Here is a 10,981-nt window from a genome sequence, read left to right as displayed (position 1 = left end):
AGCTCGCGATGCGCCGCGCGGGCGGCGCTCGATCTCACAGGCACTGCAAAGGTGGTGGCGGACACATCTCATAGCCAACGCCCTCTCAAAACAGCCCCCCCCTACAACAGCAACAACCAAACCCCAAAAACAAAACGGGGAGGCCTGACGGCCTCCCCGCTTTGCTTACCCACCTTAAAGGCTAGGGAATGCAAACTGCGATGCTTCATGGCTGGCCCGCTGCGGCCAACGCTGGGTAATTGCCTTGCGACGGGTATAGAAGCGCACACCATCCGGACCATAGGCATGCAGGTCACCAAACAGAGAACGCTTCCAGCCACCAAAGCTGTGGTAAGCCACCGGCACCGGCAGCGGTACGTTGACACCCACCATACCCACTTCGATCTCGTCGCAGAACAGACGGGCCGCTTCACCGTCACGGGTAAAGATGCAAGTGCCGTTGCCATACTCGTGATCGTTGATCAGCTGCATGGCCTGCTCCAGGCTATTCACCCGGACCACGCACAGCACCGGGCCAAAGATCTCCTCTTTATAGATGCGCATCTCCGGGGTCACCTTGTCGAACAGGGTGCCACCCACGAAGTAGCCATCTTCATTACCTGCCACACGGAAGCCACGGCCATCCACCACCAGCTTGGCGCCAGCAGCAACACCGTCATCGATGTAACCCACGACCTTGTCACGCGCTGCCGCAGTCACCAGCGGGCCCATGTCCAGGCCACACGAGGTGCCGGCACCAATCTTCAACGCCTTGATCTGTGGCTCCAGCTTGGCAATCAGGGCATCGGCCACTTGGTCGCCTACGCACACGGCTACCGAAATGGCCATGCAACGCTCGCCACATGAACCGTAAGCCGCGCCCATCAGGGCACTGACTGCGTTGTCCAGGTCGGCATCCGGCATCAGCACCGCGTGGTTCTTCGCGCCCCCCAAGGCTTGTACACGCTTGCCACGCTTGGTGCCTTCGGCATAGATGTACTCGGCGATAGGGGTAGAACCCACGAAGCTCAGTGCTTTCACTTCCGGCGCTTCGATCAGCGCATCCACCGCTTCCTTGTCACCGTGCACCACGTTGAGGATGCCCTTCGGCAAACCGGCTTCCAGCAGCAACTGGGCAATGTACAGAGTCGAGCTCGGGTCACGCTCGGAAGGCTTGAGGATGAATGCGTTGCCGCAGGCGATGGCCAGTGGGTACATCCACAGCGGCACCATGGCCGGGAAGTTGAATGGGGTGATACCGGCAACCACGCCCAGCGGCTGGAAGTCGGACCAGGCGTCGATGTTCGGACCGACGTTGCGGCTGTACTCACCCTTCAGCACTTCTGGGGCTGCACACGCGAACTCGACGTTCTCGATACCACGCTTCAGTTCGCCGGCGGCGTCTTCCAGGGTCTTGCCATGCTCTTCGCTGATCATCTGCGAAATCTTGGCTTCGTTCTGCTCCAGCAGTTGCTTGAAGCGGAACATCACCTGGGCGCGCTTGGCCGGTGGGGTGTTGCGCCAGGCCGGGAAGGCAGCCTTGGCGGAATCGATCGCTTCCTGAACGGTTGCGCGGCTGGCCAGTTCGACCTTACGAACGGCCTGGCCAGTGGACGGGTTGAAGACATCGGCGGTGCGCTCACCTTTGGTAACCAGTTCGCCGTGAATCAGGTGCTGAACAATGCTCATGCAAAACTCCAGATAAACATAGGAGAGCCAGGCGCCCGCAGCGGGCATGCGCCTGGCATCAAAATCGGAAAGATCAGTCGATCAGGTTCAGGGTTTCGCCTACCGCATCGAACAGGCGATCCAGTTCCTGCGGCTTGGTATTGAAGGTTGGGCCGAACTGCAGGGTGTCGCCACCAAAGCGTACATAGAAGCCAGCTTTCCACAGCTTCATGGCCGCTTCGTATGGGCGAACGATGGCGTCACCGTCACGGGCGGCGATCTGGATGGCGCCGGCCAGGCCGTAGTTGCGGATATCGACGATATTCTTGGTGCCCTTCACGCCGTGCAGCAGCTTCTCGAAATGCGGCGCCAGTTCAGCAGCAGACTGCACCAGGTTTTCCTTCTGCAGCAGGTCCAGCGCGGCGATACCGGCGGCACAGGCTACCGGGTGCGCCGAGTAGGTGTAGCCGTGTGGGAATTCCACGGCGTATTCCGGGGTCGGCTGATTCATGAACGTCTGGTAGATCTCGCTGCTGGCAATCACTGCGCCCATCGGGATGGCGCCGTTGGTCACCTGCTTGGCGATGCACATCAGGTCCGGGGTAACGCCGAAGGCTTCCGAGCCGGTCATCGCGCCCATGCGGCCGAAGCCAGTGATCACTTCATCGAAGATCAGCAGAATGTTGTGCTGGGTGCAGATTTCACGCAGACGCTTCAGGTAACCCTTCGGCGGCGGCAGCACACCGGCCGAACCGGCCAGCGGCTCGACGATGACTGCTGCGATGTTGGAGGCATCGTGCAGCTCGATCAGCTTGAGCATTTCGTCAGCCAGAGCGATACCGCCCTCTTCCGGCAAGCCTTTGGAGAAGGCGTTCACCGGCAATACAGTGTGAGGCAGGTGGTCGACGTCCAGCAGCTGACCAAACATCTTGCGGTTACCGTTGACGCCACCCAGGCTGGTACCCGCGATGTTCACGCCATGGTAACCACGGGCACGGCCGATGATCTTGGTCTTGGTGGCCTGGCCTTTCAGGCGCCAGTAGGCACGCACCATCTTCAATGCGGTGTCGGCGCATTCGGAACCGGAGTTGGTATAAAAGACGTGATTCAGATTGCCCGGAACCAGCTCGGCGATCTTTTCCGCCAGCTGGAACGACAGCGGGTGGCCGAACTGGAATGCTGGGGAATAGTCCAGCGTACTCAATTGGCGGGTCACCGCGTCAGCGATTTCCTTGCGAGTGTGCCCTGCGCCGCAGGTCCACAGGCCGGACAGGGCGTCGAAGATCTTGCGCCCGTGGTCATCGACCAGGTAGTTGCCTTCGGCCGCCACGATCAGGCGAGGGTCGCGCTGGAAGTTGCGGTTGGCGGTGTAGGGCATCCAGTGGGCGTCCAGCTTGAGCTGGCTGGCGATACCGGCAGGGGCGGTTTCGGGCATGTTCATCGGCGGTTCCTCGGAAGACGATTAGGCAACGATGTATCTTGTTGCAGCTAAATTGACACGGCGATAGAGTCAGAAAAAGCCTACATTTCTAATCTTCAGACAGGCCGAGACTAAACTAATGAGCCGACGACCCGATCCACTCGCCCAAGTCAGCGACTTCGACATCCGCCTGCTGAAGATCTACCGCAGCGTCGTCGAGTGCGGTGGCTTCTCGGCTGCCGAGAACGTACTGGGCATTGGGCGCTCGGCCATCAGCCAGCAGATGAACGACCTTGAGCAACGCCTCGGCCTGCGCCTGTGTCAGCGCGGACGCGCCGGTTTCTCGCTGACTGAGGAAGGCCGCGAGGTCTACCATTCAGCCCTGCAACTGCTCAGCGCGCTGGAAAGCTTCCGCACCGAGGTCAACGGCCTGCACCAGCATTTGCGCGGCGAGCTGAACATTGGTCTGACCGACAACCTGGTGACCTTGCCGCACATGCGTATCACCCATGCCCTGGCGGAACTCAAGGACCGCGGCCCTGATGTGCGCATCCAGATCCGTATGATCGCCCCCAGCCAGGTCGAGCACGGCGTGCTCGATGGCAGCCTTCACGTTGGCGTCGTACCCCAGACCAGCCCGCTTTCGGGGCTTGAGTACCAACCGTTGTACAGCGAACGCTCGCTGCTGTACTGCGCCGTCGGCCACCCGCTGTTCTATGCCGATGACCAGCAGATAGACGACGACCGCCTCAATAGCCAGGAAGCCATCACCCCCACCTTCCGTCTACCCGCCGAAATCCAGGCGCATTACCAGGCGCTGAATTGCACCGCCAGTGCTTCTGACCGTGAGGGCATGGCGTTTCTGATCCTCACCGGGCGTTACATCGGCTATCTGCCCGACCACTACGCCATGTTCTGGGTACAACAAGGCCGTTTGCGTGCGCTCAAGCCCAAGGAGCGTTTTTATGACCTGAGCCTGAGCTGGGTTACCCGCAAAGGCCGGCGCCCCAACCTGGTGCTGGAAAGCTTCCTCGAAAGCCTGGCTGCGACACGTTGATACCAGTCTGTGCCGCAAACGCTTGTCACTTCGGCACAGGCAGGTAATCTTGTCCCACAGCCGCAGCCACTGCCTCGTACGGAATCGCCCATGACCCTAGAAGTCCCTGCGCATCGCCTCTCCGCCTCGGGCAAGCCCGCGGGCCGTATCCGCCAGAAGAACGAACAGGCCATTATCCAGGCCGCCGAAGATGAATTCGCCCGCCATGGTTTCAAGGGCACCAGCATGAACACCATCGCGCTCAAGGCGGGGTTGCCCAAGGCCAACCTGCATTACTACTTCACCAACAAGCTGGGCCTGTACATCGCCGTGCTCAGCAATATCATCGAGTTGTGGGACAGCACCTTCAACGCCTTGAGCGTCGATGACGACCCCGGTGAAGCCCTGAGCCAGTACATCCGCACCAAGATGGAGTTCTCCCGGCGCAACCCGCAAGCTTCGCGCATTTTCGCCATGGAAGTGATCAGCGGTGGCACCTGCCTGACCGAATACTTCAGCGCCGATTACCGCGAATGGTTCCGCGGCCGTGCTGCGGTATTCCAGGCCTGGATCGAAGCAGGCAAAATGGACCCGGTCGACCCGGTGCACCTGATCTTCCTGCTCTGGGGCAGCACCCAGCACTATGCAGACTTCGCCACCCAGATTTGCCAGGTGACTGGCCGCAGCCGCCTGACCAAGCAGGACATGGAAGACGCGAGCAACAACCTTATCCACATCATTCTGAAAGGCTGCGGCATCAAGCCGGCTGCCTGACCGTCCTTTATGCCTTCTACCCTGCTCGACCTCTGCGAATACCGCGAGGAAATCCGCAAAAGCCGCTTCATCACCCTCGCCGGGCCAATCAGCAGTGCCGCCGAAGCGATGAGTTTCATCGAACGTCATAGCGACCTGGCCGCAACCCACAACTGCTGGGCCTGGAAACTCGGCGCGCAGTACCGCAGCAGCGACGATGGCGAACCCGGCGGCACCGCTGGGCGGCCGATCCTGGCGGCCATCGAAGCGCAGGACTGCGACCAGGTGGTGGTGCTGGTGATCCGCTGGTACGGCGGCATCCAGCTGGGTACCGGCGGCCTGGCCAGGGCCTATGGCGGCGGCGCCAACAAGTGCCTGCAGCAGGCGCCCAAGCGCCTGCTGGTACAGCGCAGCAATTTCAGCTGCAGCTGCAGTTTCAGCGAGCTGGCGCTGGTGAAGCTGCGCCTGGCCGAGGTTGACGGCCTGGTCCTGGATGAACAGTTCACCGCCAATGGTGTTGACCTGCTGATTGCCCTCGGTGACGCCCACCTGGCGCCATTGCAACAGCAACTGGCGGATTTGAGCCGCGGGCGTATTTTGCTCGAAGCACGCTGAACATTGCCCACAACAACTGTGGGCCTGCCTGTGGATAAGCTTGGGGCATTCTCTTGCAGGCTAGTGATTTCAAGGCCTTCAGGGCTTTGATCATATTTTGATCACGATTTGATGACAGCCGTAAACTGCTGAATGCGCGCGACTTATCCCCAGCGGGCCTCCCATCCAAGCCGCACCCCGCTTGCTCACCTTGCACACAATAACTGTGGACCAGCTTGTGGATAACCCGTGCGCCAACAGGCGAAGCGCCCGGCCCCGCAAGGCCCGGACATAACTGATCATTTTTTGACCACAAGCAAACCAGGCACGCGTATCCGCCGTGACGTATGCTCAATTCCTTTCTCCTACACCGATAAAGGAATGTTCCTATGGCCAATTCAAGAACTGCCCTCATCATCGGCGCCTCGCGCGGGCTTGGCCTGGGCCTGGTACAACGCCTGCACGAAGACGGTTGGCACATCACTGCCACCGTCCGTAACCCGCAGCAGCCCGGCGCCCTGGCGAACGTGCCCGGCGTGCGTATCGAGCAGCTGGAAATGAACGACACCGTTCAGCTCGACAGCCTGAAGCAACGCCTGCAAGGCCAGCTGTTCGACCTGATATTCGTCAACGCCGGGGTCATGGGCCCCTTGCCGCAAGACCTGGAAGCCGTAAGCAACAGCGACATTGGCGATCTGTTCATGACCAACGCCGTGGCGCCGATACGCGTGGCTCGCCGCCTGGTGGGTCAAATACGTGAAGGCAGTGGTGTGCTGGCCTTCATGAGCTCGATCCTAGGAAGCGTCACCATCCCCGACGGTGGCGAAATCTGCCTGTACAAGGCCAGCAAGGCGGCACTGAACTCGATGATCAACAGCTTCTTCGTTGAGCAGCAGCGCCCGGACCTGTGCGTGCTGGCCATGCACCCAGGCTGGGTGAAAACCGACATGGGTGGCGAAAACGCCGATATTGATGTGCTCACCAGCACCCGCGGCATGATCGAACAGATCAAGGCCCAAAGCGGCAACGGCGGCCTGCGTTTCATCAACTACAAGGGCGAACCCTTGGTCTGGTGATTCACCAGGTCGCAGCCCGGCTGGGCGCATTGCCCGGCCGGCCCCTGTAGAATGGCCGCAACCGTACCTGATTGAGATGAACCACTATGTATGACTGGTTGAACGCCCTGCCCAAGGCCGAACTGCACCTGCACCTGGAAGGCTCACTGGAGCCCGAGTTGCTGTTCGCCCTGGCCGAGCGCAACAAGATCGCCTTGCCCTGGGCCGATGTGGAAACCTTGCGCGGTGCCTATGCCTTCAACAACCTGCAGGAGTTCCTCGACCTGTACTACCAGGGCGCCGACGTGCTGCGCACCGAGCAGGACTTCTATGACCTGACCTGGGCCTACCTGCAACGCTGCAAAACCCAGAACGTGATCCACACTGAACCCTTCTTCGACCCACAGACCCATACCGACCGCGGCATTGCTTTCGAAGTGGTGCTCAACGGCATCAGCCAGGCGCTCAAGGATGGTCGCGAACAACTGGGCATCAGCAGCGGCCTGATCCTCAGCTTCCTGCGCCACCTTAGCGAGGATGAAGCGCAAAAGACCCTCGATCAGGCCTTGCCGTTCCGCGATGCCTTCATTGCCGTTGGCCTGGACAGCTCGGAAATGGGCCACCCACCAAGCAAGTTCCAGCGTGTGTTCGACCGCGCCCGCAGCGAAGGTTTCGTCGCCGTTGCCCACGCTGGCGAAGAAGGCCCACCCGAGTACATCTGGGAAGCCCTCGACCTGCTGAAGATCAAGCGTATCGACCATGGCGTACGTGCCATTGAGGACGAGCGCCTGATGCAGCGCATCATCGACGAGCAGATCCCGCTCACGGTGTGCCCGCTGTCCAACACCAAGCTCTGCGTGTTCGACCACATGAGCCAGCACAACATCCTCGACATGCTCGAGCGTGGTGTGAAAGTCACGGTCAACTCGGACGACCCGGCCTACTTCGGTGGCTATGTCACGGAGAACTTCCACGCCCTGCATACCCACTTGGGCATGACCGAGGACCAGGCACGTCGCCTGGCGCAGAACAGCCTGGATGCACGGCTGGTCTGAGTAGCATGAAGACGTTGCGCTCAACCGACCTGCAACGTCGCCACGCGGGCGATGCGATTGATCTGCTGGATACCCAGCGCCGAAATATGCAATGCCCGCGTGTCCTCCAACTCGCGCATCCAGCCAGATTGCAGGAACAACCTGAACAAGGCCTGGCCAAGTACGCCCCCCAGGTGCGGGCCCTGGTCATTCCACTCGGTGCAGCGGCAGATCACGCAACCTCGTTGCTGGTGTGGCGCCAAGGCATCGATGTATACCCCGACCAAGGCCAACTGCGCCCGCCCCTCGTCACTGACCATCAACTGCCGACCGCTGCCTTCCAGCCAGCCGGCCACCACCATGCGATGATATAGCTCACTGGCCAACTCCCCACCCAGATGATCGCCACAACGGCGCGCCCGGCGCATCGACATGGGCAGTGACGATACTGGCGCTTCGGCACGCTCTCCCCTGGCGCTTTCCAGCTGCACGCTGGCCAAGGCTTCTACCGCCGCTCCGACCTGCGGGGTTGCCAGGCAGAAGTAGCGTTTGCGGCCCCTGGCTTCATGCTTGAGCAAGCCGGCCGACGACAGCAACGAAAGGTGTGCGCAGGCGGACGATGAAGTCAGGCCAGTCATTATCGCGAGTTCATTGGCCAATCTAGGTGTGCCATCGATCAATGCCCACAACATGGCACTGCGCTTGGGGTCGGCCATCAGGCTGGCGATCTGGCTGATACTGCTGGCTGCGTTCATGTCCTTGTAACTCCCTGCAATTTCACGGTGGGGATGCGATGGCCAACCCTGCCAGGGAAGCGCCTCTCGCTGGCACTGGCCTGGTTCGCCAGTATAAGCCGCAGAAAAACGCCGGTCAGACGACCACGTGCCGCCGTACCCAAGATGAAAAACCACTGGGTATATCTACCCATGGCAAGCAGCAAAGCGGCTTCGAAAAACTCCTCGGCACCAAGTCAGCCAAGGCACCGGTACGCCCACACAGCCACGCTGAAACATCTTGATGAAAACAAACTTGCAGCCATTTCAGATGTGGCCCACAGCAACCTTCCACAAATAGCGCAAAACAAAGCGAAGGTTCTGGGGGTTTACAGGCATTGCGCCCAAAGCAGGAAACACCGCCAGGAAAATGCACACACCTACCGTCAGTCAGGACGCTGAAGCGGTGTCATGGCAGGCTGGCGGGCCAGCGCTACACTTGAGCCGCTGCCCTTCCTGGAGGTATGCCGCGATGAAAATTATCGTAAGTGCGTCGAGCCGAAACCCCGCCTGCCCTTGGCAGGTCCAGCTTGATCAGCATGTGGTCAGTTTCCGCAGCGAAGCCGAGGCACGTGCCTTCGTCGCCACGCTGGAAACCCGTCTGCAGGCACCTCATCCGCTTATGCGGGAGCCTTGGCCTGCAAACGCCGGGTCAACAGCGCGACACTGACCACCAGCGCCCCGCACAGGCTGATCACGATTGCCATTGGCACCGCACTGCCATCATGCAGCAGCCCGACCAGCGCCGCAGCACCCGCAGCTACGCTGAACTGCACACAGCCCATCAGTGCCGAGGCGCTGCCGGCACGCGCGCCCTGCCCACTCATTGCGCAGGCCGAAGCATTGGGAATAATGCAACCAAGGCTGGCGATACAGATGAACAGCGGCACCAGTAGCGGCCACAGTTGCGCAGGGCGCAACGCCGCCACGCCCAGCAGCACCAGGCCCGCAACCAGGTACAGCCACACCGCGCGCCCCAGCAGGAAGGCCGGCCCGCGTTTGGCCAGCAGGCGGGCGTTCACCTGCGCCACCAGAATAAAACCTGCGGCGTTGGTGCCGAACAGCCAGCCGTAGTGCTCAGCGGACACGCCATACAGTTTGATGAACACGAAAGGCGAACCGGCGATATAGGCAAACATGCCGGCAATGGCGATACCACCGGTCAGGGCATGGCCGAGGAAAACCCGGTCAGCCAGCAGCCGCAGGTACTGGCGCAAGGCGCCAGACAGCGGCTGGCGCGGTATATGCTCAGGCAGGCTTTCCGGCAGGCCCAGGCTTACCGCCAGCAGGCAGCCGGCACTGAACAAACTCAGAGCGAGGAAGATCGACTGCCAGCCGGCCAGATTCACCAGCACCCCACCCAGCATCGGTGCCAGGATCGGCGCCAGGCCCATGACCAGCATCAGTTGCGAAAACACTTTGGCTGACGCTACCGGGTCGCACTTGTCGCTGACGATGGCCCGCGAAAGCACCATGCCGGCACAACCACCCAGTGCCTGGATAAAACGTGCCATCACCAAGGTATCGAGGTTGGGGGCGTAGGCACAGGCCAGTGATGCCAAGGTGAACAGCGTAACGCCGAACATCAGCGGTTTGCGTCGGCCAAAACGGTCGGCAACCGGCCCATAGGCCAACTGCCCGATAGACAGGCCCAGGAAGTAGGCGGCCAACGTGGCCTGGACGTGTTTTTCATCGGTGGCGAACGCTTGCGCCATGGCCGGAAAGGCTGGCAGGTAGAAGTCGATCGCCAAGGGCCCGAACGCACTGAGTGCGCCCAGGATGAGCACCATTCGCAGGTTCATCAGGAATCCATAGCAGGCTAAGCAAGTGACTGATTCTACCTGCTGTGGACCCTGTCAATGTGAAAAGATTTGCAACACTGTTAGCCCCGGAGGGAGCAATCAGGTCTTCAGGCGAGTTCGGCCTGATACCCCTCATCCCGAATCGCAGTGAGGATCTGCTCCTGCGCCAACTCGCTCTGCACACGCACCTGTTTGCCCGCCAGATCAACTTCCACCCTGGCTGCCGCATCCTGCTCCTGCACCGCGCGGGTCACGGCTTTCACGCAATGGCCGCAGGTCATGCCTTGTACATTGAACACTTGCATGGGGGTTACCTCCTTCAGGTTTTCCACAAGTCTCAAGCTTGCCATCAGGGCAAGGTCAAGCCCTCCCTGCAACACCCGGGGTGGAAATCCGCGTCCGCGTCGGCCAAGCTGCGCCTTTGACGATCAGGCAAGCAGGAGATTTTTCATGTTCAGGGCAGCATTGGGCGTCGTCGGGCTATTGGGCGCGCTGGCTGTGGTGCCACCGGCCTTCGCCGAGGGCAACTCAGCCTACAGCGTACTGATCATTTCCCGGGAGCGCCTGGAAGTGGCCACCAATTGCGAAATCGGCGTGTACCTCAACGACCAGCTTTCCGGGCGCGTTTTCCAGGAGCAGTCCACCTCGTTCAACCTGCCGCCTGGCCCGGTGGATGTGCGCCTGCGCCTGCTACCTGGGCAAATGCCGGGTTGCGCAGCAGGTATAGAGGACCAGCGCAGCACGCGGTTGAATCTGCAGGCGGGCCAGATCAACAAATACCGCATCGCCATGGGGCAATATGGGCTGGAGTTGAAACGAGCCGACCTGGGCTATTGACCTTGCCTGCGTGGCAAGGTTGATGCTGGA

Annotated in this window: 12 protein-coding genes; 7 read left to right on the top strand and 5 right to left on the bottom strand. The window is 60.9% G+C overall.

All coding sequences use genetic code 11. The annotated features are described in order from the left end of the window. Nucleotides 1–174 precede the first annotated feature (174 nt). Nucleotides 175–1,668: a CoA-acylating methylmalonate-semialdehyde dehydrogenase gene (locus ACF8EA_RS05735; RefSeq protein WP_003255276.1), complete on the bottom strand. Its 1,494-nt coding sequence runs from the start codon at nucleotides 1,666–1,668 to the stop codon at nucleotides 175–177. Between the two features lie 73 nt (nucleotides 1,669–1,741). After that, nucleotides 1,742–3,088: an aspartate aminotransferase family protein gene (locus ACF8EA_RS05730; protein WP_021783990.1), complete on the bottom strand. Its 1,347-nt coding sequence runs from the start codon at nucleotides 3,086–3,088 to the stop codon at nucleotides 1,742–1,744. 118 nt (nucleotides 3,089–3,206) lie between these two features. Here ACF8EA_RS05730 and ACF8EA_RS05725 point away from each other — a divergent pair, with 118 nt between their 5' ends. The 5 genes from ACF8EA_RS05725 to ACF8EA_RS05705 all read left to right on the top strand — a co-directional run bounded on the left by ACF8EA_RS05725 (nucleotide 3,207) and on the right by ACF8EA_RS05705 (nucleotide 7,560). Then, on the top strand, nucleotides 3,207–4,124 hold the full coding sequence (locus ACF8EA_RS05725) for a LysR family transcriptional regulator (RefSeq protein WP_021783989.1): 918 nt from the start codon (nucleotides 3,207–3,209) through the stop codon (nucleotides 4,122–4,124). A 90-nt stretch (nucleotides 4,125–4,214) separates the two neighbouring features. Further along, the gene (locus tag ACF8EA_RS05720) at nucleotides 4,215–4,877 is read left to right on the top strand and encodes a TetR/AcrR family transcriptional regulator (RefSeq protein ID WP_003255279.1); all 663 of its coding nucleotides are present in this window, start codon (nucleotides 4,215–4,217) and stop codon (nucleotides 4,875–4,877) included. 9 nt (nucleotides 4,878–4,886) lie between these two features. Continuing rightward, on the top strand, nucleotides 4,887–5,471 hold the full coding sequence (locus ACF8EA_RS05715) for a YigZ family protein (protein ID WP_103443431.1): 585 nt from the start codon (nucleotides 4,887–4,889) through the stop codon (nucleotides 5,469–5,471). A gap of 368 nt (nucleotides 5,472–5,839) precedes the next feature. After that, nucleotides 5,840–6,526, top strand: a complete 687-nt coding sequence (locus tag ACF8EA_RS05710) for an SDR family oxidoreductase (protein ID WP_392521262.1) — start codon at nucleotides 5,840–5,842, stop codon at nucleotides 6,524–6,526. Between the two features lie 86 nt (nucleotides 6,527–6,612). Continuing rightward, complete coding sequence (locus ACF8EA_RS05705; protein ID WP_392521261.1) at nucleotides 6,613–7,560, top strand: adenosine deaminase; 948 nt, start codon at nucleotides 6,613–6,615, stop codon at nucleotides 7,558–7,560. Nucleotides 7,561–7,580: 20 nt separating this feature from the next. Here ACF8EA_RS05705 and ACF8EA_RS05700 read toward each other — a convergent pair whose 3' ends face one another. Next, nucleotides 7,581–8,294 (bottom strand): helix-turn-helix transcriptional regulator, encoded by a 714-nt coding sequence (locus ACF8EA_RS05700; RefSeq protein ID WP_021783985.1) that lies wholly within the window; start codon nucleotides 8,292–8,294, stop codon nucleotides 7,581–7,583. 490 nt (nucleotides 8,295–8,784) lie between these two features. Between ACF8EA_RS05700 and ACF8EA_RS05695 the strand changes: the two genes are divergently transcribed. Then, nucleotides 8,785–8,982 carry a hypothetical protein gene (locus ACF8EA_RS05695; RefSeq protein WP_103463468.1) on the top strand — a complete coding sequence of 66 codons (198 nt, stop codon included), beginning with the start codon at nucleotides 8,785–8,787 and terminating at the stop codon, nucleotides 8,980–8,982. On the opposite strand, the gene ACF8EA_RS05690 is transcribed toward ACF8EA_RS05695, so the two are convergent. Together ACF8EA_RS05690 and ACF8EA_RS05685 are read right to left on the bottom strand one after the other, a co-directional pair. Continuing rightward, nucleotides 8,933–10,114: a multidrug effflux MFS transporter gene (locus ACF8EA_RS05690; protein WP_392521260.1), complete on the bottom strand. Its 1,182-nt coding sequence runs from the start codon at nucleotides 10,112–10,114 to the stop codon at nucleotides 8,933–8,935. The two genes, ACF8EA_RS05695 and ACF8EA_RS05690, sit on opposite strands and share 50 nt — an antisense overlap. Nucleotides 10,115–10,221: 107 nt before the next feature. Then, nucleotides 10,222–10,419 (bottom strand): heavy-metal-associated domain-containing protein, encoded by a 198-nt coding sequence (locus tag ACF8EA_RS05685; RefSeq protein WP_014589568.1) that lies wholly within the window; start codon nucleotides 10,417–10,419, stop codon nucleotides 10,222–10,224. A 145-nt stretch (nucleotides 10,420–10,564) separates the two neighbouring features. Between ACF8EA_RS05685 and ACF8EA_RS05680 the strand changes: the two genes are divergently transcribed. Next, complete coding sequence (locus ACF8EA_RS05680; protein WP_021783984.1) at nucleotides 10,565–10,951, top strand: hypothetical protein; 387 nt, start codon at nucleotides 10,565–10,567, stop codon at nucleotides 10,949–10,951. Nucleotides 10,952–10,981 lie beyond the last annotated feature (30 nt).

Source organism: Pseudomonas sp. YQ_5, from assembly GCF_043103305.1.
Lineage (GTDB): Bacteria > Pseudomonadota > Gammaproteobacteria > Pseudomonadales > Pseudomonadaceae > Aquipseudomonas > Aquipseudomonas putida_Y.
The sequence above is the reverse complement of the archived record's forward strand: the minus strand, read 5'-3'. Positions and strand labels throughout refer to the sequence as shown.